The sequence below is a fragment of the Chryseobacterium sp. D764 genome (assembly GCF_019317325.1).
Classification (GTDB): Bacteria; Bacteroidota; Bacteroidia; order Flavobacteriales; family Weeksellaceae; genus Chryseobacterium.
This window is the reverse complement of sequence record NZ_CP079219.1, coordinates 3867931-3884008: the sequence shown is the minus strand read 5'-3', so window position 1 is coordinate 3884008 and position 16078 is coordinate 3867931. Positions and strand designations below refer to the sequence as shown.

Genomic DNA, 16078 nt, shown 5'->3' with positions numbered 1-16078 from the left:
GATGTGATTATATTGTTAAATTATCTTTTTCTTCTTCTATAGATATAAAATATTCCTGAAATCCGGACTCCGAAACCGGTAACGGGCTTTCAAGCTTTACAACGCCTATGGTTTTATAATGAGAGGCCAGTTTTATGCTTTTACTTTTGAGAAGAACTTCAAGCTTTTTAAAATTTATATCTTTCTTTAAAACTGCGAGATAAGTGATCATAAGTATACCTGTATTAAACCGTTTCCAATATCTCTGTATTTTATGCCTTCAATAGGCCTTGCTTTTTTTTCAATCAGTTCCCAGATCTCTTTTGCTGATTTATCCGGAAACTGTTCCATGTACAAAGCAGCAAGTCCGGAAACATGCGGCGCTGCCATGCTTGTACCACTCATGCTGTAATACAAATTATTTTTGTTCTTTGCGTTTTTAGGATAGGCACTTACAATATCTACTCCGGGAGCACAGACATTGATATTTCCTCCTGTGGAAGGATTGATTCCTGCGTTTGAAAATCTGGCGATCTTCATTTGACTGTCAATAGCTCCAACAGCCATAATTGATTTTGAATTAGCCGGCATTGAAACGGGTTGCGGAATCTGTGGCCTGCTGCTGTCATTTCCTGCGGCCGCTATAATAAGACAGCCATTCTCCAGCGCCCGTTCTCCGATGGTTTCAAATAAAACAGAAGGTTGGTCATCCAATTTCACCGGGGATGCCAGCGAAAGAGATAATATTCTGATTTTTTTCGTAATCGCCCAGTCTATAGCGTCTATTACACTGCTGGTAGTACCTCTTCCATTATCCGCGAGTACTTTTGCAATTTTCAGATTGCAGCCTCTGGCAATTCCATAACGGTTTCCATTATCACTTCTGATATTTCCTGTTGCTACTCCTGCGCAATGAGTACCATGTCCGTTGGGATCCCGGTTCCAGTCTTCACCGCCTATGAAAGATTTGCCTTCAATTTCTTCAGAGGAAAAATCAGGATGGGAAGTTTCAAGTCCGGTATCCAGAATGCAGACATCAATACCTTTTCCCGTATAATTGGCATTTCCCAGCCCAATAGCTTTTAATCCCCACTCCATTTCAACAAATGATTGTTGAGGTAAAGGTTTGCCAGTAATATATTTTTCAAGTTCTGAAATTTTTTCTGCGAGTCCGGCAGATTGTTTTTTAAGTTCATTAATCAACTGTAATTCATCTGCAGGAAAAAATTCTCTTTCCTTTTCGTAATAAATAATAGGATTTGATTCATTTTTTACAGCACTTTTCAACTGATCTTCATCCATATTTTCCACCACAAGAACTCCCAGGTTTTTGTAAAGCACTCCGTTATCCCGATCAATGATTTCATAGGAACGCTTTTCTTTGGAGAGAAACTCTGAAGAAGTAATATTCACTTCAAGCTCTTTCTCTATTTTTTTGAGTGCAGTTTTCTGCTGATCCTGCAGCAAAACGATATATCTTCCGGTTTTCATAATGATGTTTTTTTAAATTAATTTCAGAAATACCTTTTCCAGAATAAGAAAAATATCCTCCGGAATGACGGACAATCTGAGTTTTTTATTAATTCCTGATATGGCTGTATTTTGCTCAACAAGTGAATTCCAGAAACTTTCAATTTTGGGAACGGAATTCATATCCTTTAGTTTTTCATCATCCAGAATACCATTATGATATAATGAAACAATGATTCCTGAGATAAGTTCTTCTGCATCGTCAAGCTTTTTATTTTCCTTAGTATATATTTCCATCAGAATATCATACATACTTTCCATTCCGTTGAATGAAAATCCTCCGAGAAGCTCTCGTCTTCCAGTCGCTATTTTCTCCATTTTAATAGGATTAAAACCTCTTTTAACGGTAGAAATCATATTCATAATCTTCAACACTTCAGATTCGTGGCTGGTGTTTCCTTTGGTACGGAAATATTCAAGAACCTCATTAAGAAATACGTCAAACCGGGCATCAAAGTCAAATGATTTTGACAGATACAAAGCCTGAACATCATTGAAATGTTCCAGAAGCTCCTTAATTTTCTGTACCGTAAAGTGAATAAGTTCCTGCATTACTCAAAAGTTATCTGTTCTATTTCATTACCGTCTTTATCTTTGTAGGACACAATCCTGATTCCTTCTTCCTCCATTTCCACATGAAGGTTGATGAATAGTTTATCTTTATCTTCCGCGGCGCTGGTATTGGGATCTATGTAGATGTTGTTCAGTTTTGCATTCACCAGCGTATATTTATTCAGCAGAATCTTTGAAAAAATCTCTTTCAATTCATCAGTTTCGTCTTCTGTTGTGCCATCTTGAGGCCGAAAGATTCCGGAATTAAGAAGCTGTACTTGGTGTCTGAGATCCAGCTTAAGAACTTCATTGGCAGGAAGCTTTCCGAATTTCTGATCATTTTTTTCCAGTTTACTGAACAGTGTTTTGAACTCTTCGGTCTGAATCTGTTTTAGGGTAATTTGAGGAATATTCATCTTTTTCTCCTTGTTCACCAGGCGAATTCTCTCATTCAGTTCTGTAACGAACTGATCCTGATTCAGTTTAAAATTATATTTGGGAGCTGAATCTATATCTGTAATTTTGATCGGAATATCCATCTTTACACTGGGCAGGGCATATCGTGGAACCTTAAAATATTTAAGATATTCATGACGGGCATATTCTTTTGCAATAAGAACAGCATTTTCGTCTGCCTTTTTACGAGCCTGAATTATCTCGTTGTTGAGATAATCCAGGTAATCTGATAGTTTTATCATCTTTCGTAAAATAAATTATTGTGAAAGAAGCCCAAGCACTTTTTCAAGTCCGGCAGGCATTTCGTCATTGGTTGCACGTACTTTTACCCCAAGAGAATATTCTTTTTCAACCTTGATACCTGTACTGGAAGTTCTTTTGTAAGATACATCCACTTTGAATTTTACAGGTCCCCATCCTCCGGATACTCCTGCGTTAATACCGAATTCGTCGCTTACGTCCTTCGTGTAAGTAGAATTAAGTTTAACATTAAAGTCTACTTCACAGGTTTCAATTCTAAAACTTGGAACATTCAGCAATGCAATAAACGGAACTGAAATCTCTACATCATTCGGAATCGTTTTAGGGTTGGTGGCACTTACTGGCTCATCTTCTTTAAAATCCGGATTCGGAATATTTTTTTTGTATTTGAATTCTGCCATTCTCAGTTTTTTAGCACTGGCAGCATTAGCAGGATCTGTAAGTTCAAACCCAACTTCATTGATGAAATTAACGGTAGCAATAGAGGCATTAGACTGTGCTTTTACGCACGCATCCAAAGGTCCGCCAATGATCGTAGCAAAGTCGATACTTCCCAATTCTGCTGCAAAATCTGCACTGGCAGCGTCTGAAGTTCTGAAAATCTCTTCATCAGCAGCCATTTTACCCGCAATAAGCTTCATGATTTCTGAAGAAACTCCGGAAAAGGATTTTTCCCACTTTTCATCATAATTCTTTTTGAAATCTTCTACGATACCTAACAGTTCTTTATTGGTCAATGCGCTTAATTCTGAAGTCTCGATTCCTGATACTTTTTCATAGACTGCCGGAGTAAGAACTTTTTCAACTCCTGACAAAAGGTCAATTAACTCACTTTTTGTTTTTTTGGCGTGGCTTGCTTCAAGCACCGATTTTAATGTTTCCATGTTGTTTTTGTTTTTGATTAATATTGTAGGACAAAATTATATTGCAGACCACTCAAACATTGCAGGAGAACACCTCTACTTACCCCGGAAAAACACCCTAAAAAAATAAAAGCCTGAACTTACGATGGTAAGCTCAGGCTTTTGTGACATATAGATTCATCGATATTTATCAGCAAAACATTCTATGCAGGTTTTTTGCTGTTGTTTTCCAGGTTGACATCAGGAACTACTGAATTCGGATCCAGCTTCACCTCATCTATTTCTTTTGTAGAATCTACTTTGAATGTCCATTCTTTATTTCTTTTCCAAACCTCAACAGGAATTTTCACTGTTTGTGCAGTTCCATCTTTGAATTTTAACTGTACCGTGGTAGGCATTGGCATTTGCCCAAGATTTTCAACAGTGATCTGAACTCCGTTCTTAAAGTCACCATTGATATATTTTACATTTTTAACGGCCTGATCAATTTTCCATTTATTAAAGAACCACCCTCTCCAGAACCAGTTCAGTTCTTCTCCGGAAACATTTTCCATGGTGTGGAAGAAGTCCCATGGTGTAGGATGTTTAAAAGCCCAACGGTCTATATATGTTCTGAATGCTTTATCAAATTTTTCAGGTCCGAGAATAGTTTCTCTTAAAACATCCAATCCTGTTCCCGGCTTATAGTAAGCCAAAGCACCGATACTTCTTTCTTTCATATTGTCCGGTCCTACCATTACAGGCTCCAGGCTGTCCGTCAGCAGATACATTCCTGATCTTGCCAGATTCGGTTTATTATAATACTCTCCTTTATTGAAAGCTTCAGTTGAAAGTCCATTAATGAATGTATTGAATCCTTCATCCATCCATGCAAACAGCCTTTCATTAGAGCCTACGATCATAGGAAACCAGTTGTGCCCGAACTCGTGATCTGTAACACCCCAAAGATCTTCTCCTTTGGAATCCATATGACAGAATACAATTCCCGGGTATTCCATTCCGCCTTCATTTCCTGCTACATTGGTAGCTGCCGGATATGTGTATTCATACCATTTTTTTGAATAATGTTCTATGGCAGCCTTTGTATATTCTGTAGATCTTCCCCAAGCTTTTTCACCAGCACTTTCTGCCGGATAAGCAGAAATAGCCAATGATTTTTTTCCGCTAGGCAGATTAATTTTTGCAGCATCTAAAATAAATCCGGCAGAAGAAGCCCAGGCAAAATCTCTGGTCTGTGTTATTTTAAATTTCCATGTTTTTGTACCGGAAGCTTTATTTTTACCGATTTCAGATTCAGGATGAATCATCACCGTTTTATCACTGTTTCTTGCCTCGTTCCATCTGTTGATCTCTTCTTTGCTGTAGACTTCTTTCTCATTCAGAAGTTCTCCGGATGCTACTACGTAATGATTGGCAGGAACCGTAATATTGGCTGTAATGTTCCCATATTCCAAATAAAACTCCGAAGCTCCAAGATATGGAAGCGTATTCCAGCCCATGACATCATCATACACACACATTCTCGGGTACCATTGTGCCATAGTAAATATTTTACCGTTTTTGGTATCCTGTATTCCCATTCTGTCTGAACCATATTCGGGAGAGACAAAAGAATATTCAATTTCTATTTTGGCAACTCCTCCATTGGCTTTCAGTTCCTTTGGAAGATCAATCTGCATTCTGGTATCGGTAATGGTATATTTCACCTCTCTTTTTCCGTCAAGCTTTACTGATTTAATTTTATATCCGCCATTAAATTCTTCACCATGAGCTCCGTTTCTGCTTCCCGAAAGCGGAACTACACCGTTTCCTCTGGAATCTTTTGCAAACAGGTTCTGATCCAGCTGCAGCCAAAGAAAACCTAATTTATCCGGGCTGTTGTTGGTATAGGTAATCTGCGCTGTACCGGTAATCTCTTTTTTATCTTCATTCAGGCTGACATTCAAATGATAATCTGCTGAATTCTGCCAATAAGCATGTCCCGGCTGTCCGCTTGCAGAACGTGTTGCTGTACCTGTCTGCGGATAGAAAAACGGCTTAAATGCCTCTACATAATCATATTTTGGGGTTTCCTGCGCATGTACAGAGCCTGAAAACAGGATAACTGCAACGGTGGAAACGAGGGTTGGAAGTTTAAAATTCATATGAAAAATATTATTTTACTGTATAGGTAAAAAAAACTCCCGGAATTGTTACACATCCGGGAGTTTTTTTAATATAAGTTTAATTTAATTTGATTTTTTTGCTTTAATCATGGCTTCTAAAGCATCCCACATTTCACGAGGAATTTCTTCAAGCATATTAAATTCTCCGGCTCCCTGAAGCCATTCTCCTCCATCAATGGTTACTACCTCACCATTCATATATGCTGAATAATCAGAAACCAGATAAGCAGCAAGATTGGCAAGCTCCTGGTGTTCTCCTACTCTTCTCAACGGAACTTTTTTCTTCATATCGAATTTCTCCTGAAGATCTCCCGGAAGAAGTCTGTCCCAAGCTCCTTTTGTAGGGAAAGGTCCTGGAGCAATAGCGTTGAAACGGATTCCGTATTTTGCCCATTCTACAGCCAGTGATCGGGTCATCGCCAAGACTCCTGCTTTTGCACAGGCAGATGGTACTACATAGGCAGAACCTGTCCATGCGTAAGTTGTTACGATATTTAATACAGTTCCCGGAGTTTTAGAATCTATCCAATGCTTTCCTACAGAAAGAGTACAGTTTTTTGTTCCTTTTAAAACAATATCCAGAATAGAATCAAAAGCCGAGTGAGTCAGTTTTTCTGTTGGAGAGATAAAATTTCCGGCAGCGTTATTCAACAAAATATCAATCTTTCCGAATTCTTTCAGGGTAGCTTCTTTCATCGCTTCCACTTCATCCCAGTTTCTTACATCACACGCTACACAAAGTACTTTACCTCCTGTTTCATCTTCCAGTTCCTTAGCTGTTGTCTGTAGCTTCTCCAGATTTCTGGAAGTAATCACTACTTTGGCGCCCAGTTCAAGAAAGTATTTAGTCATCGCTTTTCCAAGACCGCTTCCGCCTCCTGTTACAATTGCTACTTTATCTTTTAGTGCACCTTCGCGCAGCATAGGTTGTGTATATAGACTCATAAATTATTTTTTCTTAAAAATAATAAATATTGAAATGCAATCCTTTAAAATAGATTGAGAAATAATGCTACAAATAATTATTCTTTAGATTATTTTAAAAACTAATCAAATATTTAAAAAGAAAATAGCCTGATAATTGTTATCAGGCTATTTTTTATTTGTTAAAACGATATATTAAGAAGCTACCACTCCTTTGAAAGAAAGTGTCTTAGGAGTTTTGCTGTCACTTGTGGTAACATTTACAGTCTTCATAAACGGACCTGCTGCCGCTGCGTTATAGCTAGCTTCTACAAATCCTTTTTTTCCTGGCTGGATAGGAGTTTTTGTATAATCAGCTGTTGTACATCCGCATGAAGGCGCTACATTCTGAATAATGATTGGTTTTGAACTTGTATTGGTAAATTCAAATCTGATCAATTTTGGTTTCCCCTGAGGAATATTTCCTACGTCTATAGATTCTGATTTCCATTTAATAGCATCAGCTACCATTTTTACAATGGATGGAGCGTCTGCAGTAAGTACATTAGCATAAAAAGGAGAGAATGCCAATACTGCCAAAAGAGCTGTAATTTTTAGTTTTTTCATGAGTATAAATTTTAATATTATTTTATTTCGATATAGCAAATGTAAAGCAGACCGTGATTACAACTTGTTAACCGCTGTCAAACATTTGTTAACGAGTTGTTAATAATAAAAGATAAATAGATAATTTTGGATAATATTGTTTCAGGAAATGAAAATAAAAAGACTCAATATTATAATAACGCTGGGATTTATTGCTATTATCGGAATTTTAATAGCACAGCTGATGTGGACCCGTCAGGCTTATAATCTTGAAGATAAAAAATTTAATCAGAAGGTCAATATTGCCTTAATGGAAGTTGCGGAAAAACTCTCCGGAGGAAAGACGTCCTATACTGAAAACCCTGTACAGAATATTGCGAATGACTATTATGTGGTAAATATTAACAATGAATTTCATCCTGTAGTGCTGGAGTATTATCTGAAGACAGAATTTACCCGTTTCCAGATCAATACAGATTATGTTTATGCCTTATACAACTGTCACAGTGACAAAATGGTGTACGGAAAGTACATGACGTCACACCAGGAAAGTCCCAGTAATAAAGTGATCAACTTTCCAAAGCACAAAAATCTGATTTATTATTTTTCGATACGTTTTCCTGATAAAACAACTTATCTGATCAGTTCATTAAGGTTCTGGTATCTTCTTACATTTGCCCTTATTATCATTCTTCTGGTGTATGTATATTCTATTTATACCATTATTCAGCAGAAGAAATTTTCGGAGTTGCAGCGTGACTTTATCAATAATATGACTCACGAGTTTAAAACGCCTCTATCTTCGATACTTTTAGCTTCAGAGGCACTCAATAAGCAGGATCTGGTGCAGGACAATTCCAAATTGCAGACCTATACATCCATCATTATCAACCAAAGTCATAAGCTTAACAATCATATTGAGAAAATACTGAATATTGCTAAAAATGATGCCGCAGGACTGTCATTAAAGTCCCAAAAAATTCTGTTGCTTCCCTTTATTCAGGAGATTGCAGATAGTATAGAGTACAAAAATAAAGACCTCAGCATCGAGATTGATATTGAAAACAGTACTTCAGTAATGGCCGATGAATTCCACTTTACCAACATTATTTATAACCTATTGGATAATTCCATCAAGTATTGTGAAACAAAGCCAGTGATTAAAATTTCAGCTTATAAAGATTCAAAAGGTTTATATTTAAAGTTTAAAGACAACGGAATGGGAATTCCCGCTAAAAATATTCCTCATATTTTTGAAAAATTTTATAGGGTACACACCAAAAGAAGTGAGGAAGTGAATGGTTTTGGATTGGGATTATTTTATGTAAAGAAAGTCGTTCAACAGCATCACTGGAAAATTTCTGTTGAGAATAATGAAGATAAAGGAATTACTACTACCCTGTTTTTTCCGTTTTCAAATAATCATGTGTAAGTATGGAGAAATCTAAAATTTTATATGCCGAAGATGACAAAACAATAGCTTTCCTGGTGGAAGACAGTCTTGAGAGTTATTATGACATCAGCTGTTACTCGGATGGTGAATCAGCATTGGAAGCATTTAACAGTCAGAATTTTGATATTTGCCTGCTGGATATTATGATGCCCGGCATGAACGGATTTGAAGTAGCCGAACATATCCGCAGTAAAAATTCTGAGATCCCTATTATTTTCATTTCTGCAAAAGCGTTAAAAGAAGACAGAATAAAAGGTCTTAAAATAGGTGCCGATGATTATCTGGTAAAGCCATTCAGTATTGAAGAACTGATGCTGAAAATTGAAGTTTTCCTGAAACGCACCAAGAAAACAGATACTTCCCCTCTAAAGTATAAAGTAGGAAGGTATGATTTTGATCCCAAAAACTATACGCTGCAAGGCATAGAAAACAGCATTACTCTTACCCAAAGAGAATCTGACCTTCTTTTGTATTTTATCTGTCACAAGAATCTGGTTGTCAAAAGGCAGGATATTCTGAAGGCAATCTGGGGTGATGATGACTATTTTATGGGGCGCAGCCTCGATGTATTTATTTCCCGGTTGCGAAAGGTGCTTGCCGAAGAACGGAATGTTTTAATAGAAAACCTGCATGGAATAGGTTTTCGTTTTTCTGAAAAAGAATAAATAGTACCTGAATTTATCTAAAACACAATAGCAAATGATGATTTTAATTAATTTTAAACTTTGAAAAATTGTCATTAATGAAAAATCACAGACCCATTGTTTTTCTTTCTCTATTATTTTTAAGTGCAAACTTTCATGCCCAAAAATTTGAAAAATTAATACAATACGTCAATCCGCTGATCGGCACTGAAAAAATGGGCCATACTTATCCCGGAGCTACAGTTCCCTTTGGTGCGGTACAGCTAAGCCCTGAAACAGATACTATTTCTTATGAACTTAACGGAAAATACAATGGCGAGGTTTATAAATACTGCGCCGGCTACCGCTATGAAGATAAAACCATTGTAGGTTTCAGTTCCACCCACTTCAGTGGAACGGGACATTCCGATCTTGGAGATTTTCTGATCATGCCAATGGTAGGAAAGCTTCAACTGAATCCCGGAACAGCTTCCAATCCTGAAAGCGGCTATAGAAGCAGATTTTCTCACCAAAACGAAACAGCTGAAGCTGGATATTACAAAGTAAAACTGGATGATCACAATATTCTGGCAGAGCTGACAGCAACACCAAGAGTGGGAATCCACCGCTATACTTTCCCAAAGTCTGATCAGTCCCATATTATTCTGGATCTCATGGCAGGTATTTACAATTATGATGGAAAAAATGTATGGACATACGTGCGTGTAGAAAGCGGAAATACCATCACCGGATATCGCCAGACCAATGGCTGGGCAAGAACAAGAACGGTTTATTTTGCGATGAAGTTTTCAAAACCTTTTAAATCTTATGGTCAGAAAAACTACGATGAGAAGCAGGTTTATAAAGGGTTTTGGAGAAAATTTGACCAAAATCAGAATTTCCCTGAGATTGCGGGAAAGAACCTGAAGATGTTTTTCGATTTTGACACTAATGATAATGAAGCTATTGAAGTAAAGCTTGCCATTTCTCCTGTAAGTCAAACCAACGCTTTGGAAAACCTGGAAAAAGAAGCCGGAGGTATGAATTTCGATCAGGTTAAGGCTCAGACTCAAAGCAGCTGGAATAAGGAATTAAATAAAATTGTCATTAAAGGTTCTGATACGGAAAAAACGAATTTTTATACCGCGATGTATCACACCTTTATCAATCCAACGACTTACATGGATGTTAATGGAGAATATAAAGGTCTGGATCAGAACCTTCATAAAGCAGACGGCTTTACCAATTATACGACCTTCTCTTTATGGGATACTTACCGTACTCTTCATCCATTCTTTAATATTATTCAGCCCAAACGGAATAGTGATATGGTAAAATCTATGATGGCTCATTATAACCAGTTTTCTATGAAAATGCTGCCCATCTGGTCACATTATGCCAATGACAACTGGTGTATGAGTGGTTATCACAGTGTAAGTGTAGTGGCAGATGCTATTATTAAAGGAAATTATGAAGGAGATCCTGAAGAAGCATTAAAAGCATGTATAGAAACGGCTAACAAAAGAAATTATGAAGGAATCGGCCAATATATCGATCTTGGATATATTCCGGCTGAGAAAAGCGGAACTTCAGTTTCCAATACACTGGAATATGCTTATGATGACTGGGCTATTGCTCAATTGGCAAAACATTTAAACAAAACAGAAATTTACAATCAGTTTATCAAGCGATCTGAAAACTGGAAAAATAATTTTGACAAAACAATAGGATTTATGCGTCCGCGTCTGGCAGATGGAAGCTTTAAAAAAGATTTCGATGTGTTAAGCACTCATGGACAGGGCTTTATTGAAGGAAATTCATGGAACTACAGTTTCTTTGTTCCCCAAAATCCGGATGAGCTGATCACGATGATGGGTGGAAAGAAGAAATTTGCCTCAAAGCTGGATGAACTGTTCACGATGTATTTACCTGACGAATTCTTTGCAGACACTGAAGATATTACCCGGGAAGGAATCATTGGGGGATATGTTCACGGAAACGAACCCGCTCACCATGTCGCTTATTTTTATAACTGGGCAGGACAGCCATGGAAAGCACAGGCACAGATCCGCCGTATTTTGGAAATGCAGTATAAAGCTACACCAGATGGATTGGGCGGAAATGATGATGCGGGACAAATGAGTGCCTGGTATATTTTAAGTTCATTAGGCTTCTATCCTGTAGCACCCGGTTCAGAAGATTATTCAATAGGAAGTCCTGCGATTGCTGCTGCTGTACTGAATCTGGAAAACGGAAAAACTTTTGAAATTGAAGCTATTAATCAAAGTCCGAAAAATGTATATGTTCAAAAGGTTCTTTTGAATGGAAAAGAGATTAAAACCTTTACGCTGAAGCATTCTGAGATTATGAATGGTGGGAAGCTGACATTTTATATGGGCAGTAAGGCGAAAAAGTAAAAAATATATTCTCGCAGATCTGCGAGAGCTAAGAACAAGTTTTGGCTAAAGCCAATGGAAGATTTAAAATAAAAGAGCGGGCTAAAGCCCGCTCCTATTGAATTATCTTGACAATCTCAGGTTAATCTGAGACTATATTCCTCGGTTATATCTTATTAATCCCTAGCTTCAAAAAGCAATCTCTCTCCGAATTTTTCTTCTGCAATTTTACCATTATCATACACAAGATGTCCATTGACAAAAGTATGGGTAACCTTCGAGTGGAAGTTCATTCCTTCCAAAGGACTCCAACCGCATTTGTACAGTAAATTATCTTTAGAAACCGTCCAGTTTTCATTTAAATCAACTAAAACCAAATCTGCTTTATATCCTTCCTTCACAAAACCTCTTTTTTCAACTTTAAAAAGGATGGCAGGATTGTGAGACATCTTTTCAACGATTTTCTCAAGGGATATTTTACCGTTTTTATAGTTTTCCAGCATCACAACTAATGAATGTTGTACCAAAGGTGCTCCTGAAGGACATTTTGTATATACATTATTTTTTTCTTCTGCAGTATGTGGAGCGTGATCTGTAGCGATAACATCAATTCTGTCATCTAACAATGCTTCCCAAAGGGCATCTTTATCCTTTTGAGTTTTTACAGCCGGATTCCATTTGATAAGTCCGCCTTTTGTTTCATAATCCTCATTGGTAAAAGTCAGATGGTGAACACACACCTCAGCAGTGATCTTTTTATCTTTTAAAGAAATATCATTTCTGAAAAGTTCCATTTCCTTTGCTGTCGAAAGATGAAAAACATGAAGTCTCGCTCCTGTTTTTTCGGCAAGTTCAATAGCTTTGGAAGAAGATATATAACATGCTTCTTCGCTTCTGATCAAATGATGGAATTTTACAGGAATATCTTCACCATACTCATCCATGTATTTTTGAGTATTGGCTCTGATCGTAGCTTCATCTTCACAGTGAACAGCAATCAGCATTTGGGTATTGCTGAAAATATTTTCCAGTGTTTCCGGATTATCCACCAGCATATTTCCTGTAGATGAGCCTAAGAATAATTTGATTCCGGGAACATTTCTTGGATTTGTTTTCAAAACCTCCTCCAGATTATCATTGGTTCCTCCCATCATAAAACCATAGTTGGCATAAGCTTTTTGGGAAGCAATCTCATATTTATCTGCTAACAGTTCCTGGGTAACAGCATTCGGTACTGTATTGGGCTGATCGATAAAGCTGGTAACTCCACCGGCAATCGCCGCCCTTGATTCACTTTCAATATCTCCTTTATGAGTAAGTCCCGGATCACGGAAATGTACTTGATCATCGATTACTCCCGGAAGAAGATACTTTCCTGAACCATCAATGATCTGATCTGCTTCTTCAGAAATATCAGCAGCTATCCTGGAAATTAAGTCATTTTCTATTAGGATATCGCTTTCAAAGACTTTTCCTTCGTTGACGATATTTACGTTTTTTATAAGAACTTTCATTTCAATTTATTTCCCCGTAAAATTAAGATTTTATGTTTTAATTCACCCCAAAATCACCAAACGAATACTTAAAGTTTTACATTTGTAAAAAATTTCGACTTTGTATAAGAAACTATTAGGGCAGACAATCATCTATGGAGCGGGGGCTATAGCACCCAGAATTATTTTATTCATCCTGAATCCACTTTTGATTTATAAAATTCCCAATGAAGGTTTTGCGATTTTCACCCAGCTTTATGCGTGGATTTCTTTTGTTAATATCATTCTTTCTTTCGGTTTTGAAACGGCATATTTCCGTTTTTCAGCTGAAGAGGGTAATGAAAAAAGAACGTTCAATACTTCATTCTGGTTTTTGTTTTCAACGTCCACGGTTTTTCTTGCATTGTGCTATTTACTCAATCAGCCTATTGCAGATTATTTAGGGTATCATGATAATCCTGAATACATCAGATGGTTTGCTTTGATTGCATTTTTTGATAATTTATTGGTGATTCCGTTTGCATGGCTGCGTTTTCATAATAAACCCATCAAATACTCTGCTGTAAGAGTTGTTCAGGCTATATTTCAGGCTGTTTTTACAGCAGCATTATTCTTCTGGATTCCGGAAAACATATCCAAAAGTTTTGGGTTGGACCAAAATGTAGATTATCCGTTCTTCAGTAATTTGGCAGGAAGCGCTTTAGGAGTTTTATTACTCCTTCCTATTATATTAAAAGTAAGATTTCAGTTTGTGACCTCTTTGTTCGGGCGTATGATCAAATATTCCTTTCCGCTCATGCTGGCAGGTCTGGCTTTTATGGTCAATGAAAATTTTGATAAATCTATCCAGAGAAATCATATTTCAGACGAAGAAGCCGGTGCTTATGGTGGCTGCTATAAACTGGCTGTACTGATGACCTTGTTTGTCACAGCATACCGAATGGGTATTGAACCTTTCTTTTTTAAACAAATGGATAAAGGTGATGCCAAAAAGACTTATGCCAAAGTAGCAGAATACTTTTCCTTTTTTGCCTGTGCCGTAGCGTTAGGAATTATCGCCAATATATCCTGGCTGAAAGAAGTTTTCATTCCCAACAAATCTTATTGGATCGCTATAGACATCATCCCGATTATTGTTATTGCCAATCTCTGCTTCGGAATATATTATAACTTTTCCACCTGGTATAAAGTAACGGACAGAACCAGTGTAGGAACTGTTATTTCATGGCTTGGAGCAGGAATAAACATTGCCCTTAATCTTTTAGCCTTAACCTATTATCACAGCATGATCGGTTCTGCGTGGGCTACGTTTGGAGCCTATGTTATTATGATGATTGTATCTTATCTTCTGGGGCAGAAATATTATCCTATTCCTTACAGAATGAAGAAAATGTCCTTCTTCCTTATATTACTTGCGATCTTTAGTTTTATCATTGTAAAATATCTTAATTATAATATTCTAACAAGTAATGCCCTGTTTCTGATCTTCACCGGAATTTTGATTTATTCCGAAAAAGACTTGATTTTATCGAGAATCAGAAAAAATTAAACTTTGGTCTTTATTTTGATAGTAAACAAACCTATTCAAATATTAAAAAGATATAAATCATATACCAACAAAGGTTTTAATTATTATCTTTAACCAAATTATTAAAATAACTATAAAAAATTTTTTATATAATTTATGAAAATTATTGTTCCTATGGCTGGACGTGGTTCCAGATTACGTCCCCATACACTGACAGTTCCAAAACCGCTTATTCCTATTGCAGGAAAACCTATCGTACAGAGATTGGTGGAAGATATTGCTAAAGTTGCAGGAGAAAATATTGAAGAGGTAGCTTTTATCATCGGAGATTTTGGCCCTGAGATCGAAAGATCCCTTATTCAGATTGCTGAAAAGCTAGGAGCAAAAGGAAGCATATATTATCAGAACGATCCTCTTGGTACCGCTCATGCAATCAAATGTGCTGAGCAATCTATGCAGGGAGATATCGTTATTGCTTTTGCAGATACCCTTTTCCGTGCAGACTTCCAATTAGACAAAAATTCTGATGGAGTGATCTGGGTAAAAAGTGTAGAAGATCCATCTGCTTTCGGAGTTGTAAAATTAGACAATTACGGTTTCATCACAGATTTTGTTGAAAAACCGACTGTTTATGTTTCAGATCTTGCCATCATTGGTATTTATTATTTCAACAGTGCTGAAAAGCTGATGGAAGAGATCAACTATATCATGGACAATGATATTAAAAACGGAGGTGAATATCAATTGACAACAGCACTTGAAAACCTTAGATCTAAAGGAGCCAAATTTACCCTTGGAAAAGTAAACGACTGGATGGACTGTGGTAACAAAAATGCCACTGTAGAAACTAACAGCAAAATCCTTGAGTATGAAAGAGAGGAAATGATGAATCACCCTGCTTCTGCTGTGATTGAAAATTCTTTGATTATTCAGCCGTGCTTTATTGGTGAAAATGTAAAAATCTCCAATTCAAAAGTAGGACCTGGAGTTTCATTAGGAAACAATACAACGGTTGTTAATTCTAATATTGAAAACTCCCTGATTCAGGAAAACACCAGAATCAATCACGGAAATCTTTCTAATTCTATGATCGGTAACTCTGCACAATATTTCGGAGTGGCCAGAGAAATTTCTTTGGGAGACTATTCCGTGTTAGATTTTCTATCTAAATAAAAGAATAGAAATTATTTAACTTAAACAAGATATCATCAAGCCACACAACATGTTTTGTGTGGTTTGGCGTTAATATTGCACCGTATTTTTTAATTAA

General features: G+C 36.9%; 14 protein-coding genes. 5 read left to right on the top strand and 9 right to left on the bottom strand.

Features of this window, described 5'->3' with window-relative positions; translation table 11 throughout:
* Positions 1 to 7: 7 nt before the first annotated feature.
* From KYG33_RS17655 to KYG33_RS17620, 8 genes are all read right to left on the bottom strand, one after another.
* Positions 8 to 211 (bottom strand): hypothetical protein, encoded by a 204-nt coding sequence (locus KYG33_RS17655; protein ID WP_077413769.1) that lies wholly within the window; start codon positions 209 to 211, stop codon positions 8 to 10.
* Positions 208 to 1470, bottom strand: a complete 1263-nt coding sequence (locus tag KYG33_RS17650) for a S8 family peptidase (protein ID WP_219072144.1) — start codon at positions 1468 to 1470, stop codon at positions 208 to 210. The genes KYG33_RS17655 and KYG33_RS17650 overlap by 4 nt, the downstream gene beginning before the upstream one ends.
* A 12-nt stretch (positions 1471 to 1482) precedes the next feature.
* Positions 1483 to 2061 (bottom strand): hypothetical protein, encoded by a 579-nt coding sequence (locus KYG33_RS17645; RefSeq protein ID WP_219072143.1) that lies wholly within the window; start codon positions 2059 to 2061, stop codon positions 1483 to 1485.
* The gene (locus KYG33_RS17640) at positions 2061 to 2759 is read right to left on the bottom strand and encodes a hypothetical protein (RefSeq protein ID WP_219072142.1); all 699 of its coding nucleotides are present in this window, start codon (positions 2757 to 2759) and stop codon (positions 2061 to 2063) included. The genes KYG33_RS17645 and KYG33_RS17640 overlap by 1 nt, the downstream gene beginning before the upstream one ends.
* Positions 2760 to 2774: 15 nt before the next feature.
* Positions 2775 to 3662 carry a DUF2589 domain-containing protein gene (locus KYG33_RS17635; protein WP_198424137.1) on the bottom strand — a complete coding sequence of 296 codons (888 nt, stop codon included), beginning with the start codon at positions 3660 to 3662 and terminating at the stop codon, positions 2775 to 2777.
* Between the two features lie 182 nt (positions 3663 to 3844).
* On the bottom strand, positions 3845 to 5785 hold the full coding sequence (locus KYG33_RS17630; RefSeq protein ID WP_077413773.1) for a M1 family metallopeptidase: 1941 nt from the start codon (positions 5783 to 5785) through the stop codon (positions 3845 to 3847).
* 84 nt (positions 5786 to 5869) lie between these two features.
* Complete coding sequence (locus tag KYG33_RS17625; RefSeq protein WP_047382900.1) at positions 5870 to 6751, bottom strand: SDR family oxidoreductase; 882 nt, start codon at positions 6749 to 6751, stop codon at positions 5870 to 5872.
* A gap of 174 nt (positions 6752 to 6925) precedes the next feature.
* Positions 6926 to 7336: a DUF1573 domain-containing protein gene (locus KYG33_RS17620; RefSeq protein ID WP_034695742.1), complete on the bottom strand. Its 411-nt coding sequence runs from the start codon at positions 7334 to 7336 to the stop codon at positions 6926 to 6928.
* 148 nt (positions 7337 to 7484) lie between these two features.
* Here KYG33_RS17620 and KYG33_RS17615 point away from each other — a divergent pair, with 148 nt between their 5' ends.
* The 3 genes from KYG33_RS17615 to KYG33_RS17605 all read left to right on the top strand — a co-directional run bounded on the left by KYG33_RS17615 (position 7485) and on the right by KYG33_RS17605 (position 11808).
* Positions 7485 to 8747, top strand: coding sequence for a sensor histidine kinase (locus tag KYG33_RS17615; protein WP_219072141.1), 1263 nt, complete (start codon positions 7485 to 7487; stop codon positions 8745 to 8747).
* A 2-nt stretch (positions 8748 to 8749) separates the two neighbouring features.
* Positions 8750 to 9433, top strand: a complete 684-nt coding sequence (locus KYG33_RS17610) for a response regulator transcription factor (protein WP_077413776.1) — start codon at positions 8750 to 8752, stop codon at positions 9431 to 9433.
* Positions 9434 to 9510: 77 nt separating this feature from the next.
* On the top strand, positions 9511 to 11808 hold the full coding sequence (locus KYG33_RS17605; protein ID WP_219072140.1) for a GH92 family glycosyl hydrolase: 2298 nt from the start codon (positions 9511 to 9513) through the stop codon (positions 11806 to 11808).
* 155 nt (positions 11809 to 11963) lie between these two features.
* On the opposite strand, the gene KYG33_RS17600 is transcribed toward KYG33_RS17605, so the two are convergent.
* Positions 11964 to 13301, bottom strand: a complete 1338-nt coding sequence (locus tag KYG33_RS17600) for a dihydroorotase (protein ID WP_180565086.1) — start codon at positions 13299 to 13301, stop codon at positions 11964 to 11966.
* Between the two features lie 100 nt (positions 13302 to 13401).
* On the opposite strand from KYG33_RS17600, the gene KYG33_RS17595 reads away from it, so the two are divergent.
* Positions 13402 to 14829 (top strand): oligosaccharide flippase family protein, encoded by a 1428-nt coding sequence (locus KYG33_RS17595; RefSeq protein WP_077413779.1) that lies wholly within the window; start codon positions 13402 to 13404, stop codon positions 14827 to 14829.
* A 135-nt stretch (positions 14830 to 14964) separates the two neighbouring features.
* Positions 14965 to 15981 (top strand): sugar phosphate nucleotidyltransferase, encoded by a 1017-nt coding sequence (locus KYG33_RS17590; RefSeq protein ID WP_077413780.1) that lies wholly within the window; start codon positions 14965 to 14967, stop codon positions 15979 to 15981.
* Positions 15982 to 16078 lie beyond the last annotated feature (97 nt).

Coding starts and splice junctions, on each gene's coding strand:
- KYG33_RS17655 (WP_077413769.1), bottom strand. CDS start 211: ATGATCACTTATCTCGCAGTTTTAAAGAAAGATATAAATTTTAAAAAG.
- KYG33_RS17650 (WP_219072144.1), bottom strand. CDS start 1,470: ATGAAAACCGGAAGATATATCGTTTTGCTGCAGGATCAGCAGAAAACT.
- KYG33_RS17645 (WP_219072143.1), bottom strand. CDS start 2,061: ATGCAGGAACTTATTCACTTTACGGTACAGAAAATTAAGGAGCTTCTG.
- KYG33_RS17640 (WP_219072142.1), bottom strand. CDS start 2,759: ATGATAAAACTATCAGATTACCTGGATTATCTCAACAACGAGATAATT.
- KYG33_RS17635 (WP_198424137.1), bottom strand. CDS start 3,662: ATGGAAACATTAAAATCGGTGCTTGAAGCAAGCCACGCCAAAAAAACA.
- KYG33_RS17630 (WP_077413773.1), bottom strand. CDS start 5,785: ATGAATTTTAAACTTCCAACCCTCGTTTCCACCGTTGCAGTTATCCTG.
- KYG33_RS17625 (WP_047382900.1), bottom strand. CDS start 6,751: ATGAGTCTATATACACAACCTATGCTGCGCGAAGGTGCACTAAAAGAT.
- KYG33_RS17620 (WP_034695742.1), bottom strand. CDS start 7,336: ATGAAAAAACTAAAAATTACAGCTCTTTTGGCAGTATTGGCATTCTCT.
- KYG33_RS17615 (WP_219072141.1), top strand. CDS start 7,485: ATGAAAATAAAAAGACTCAATATTATAATAACGCTGGGATTTATTGCT.
- KYG33_RS17610 (WP_077413776.1), top strand. CDS start 8,750: ATGGAGAAATCTAAAATTTTATATGCCGAAGATGACAAAACAATAGCT.
- KYG33_RS17605 (WP_219072140.1), top strand. CDS start 9,511: ATGAAAAATCACAGACCCATTGTTTTTCTTTCTCTATTATTTTTAAGT.
- KYG33_RS17600 (WP_180565086.1), bottom strand. CDS start 13,301: ATGAAAGTTCTTATAAAAAACGTAAATATCGTCAACGAAGGAAAAGTC.
- KYG33_RS17590 (WP_077413780.1), top strand. CDS start 14,965: ATGAAAATTATTGTTCCTATGGCTGGACGTGGTTCCAGATTACGTCCC.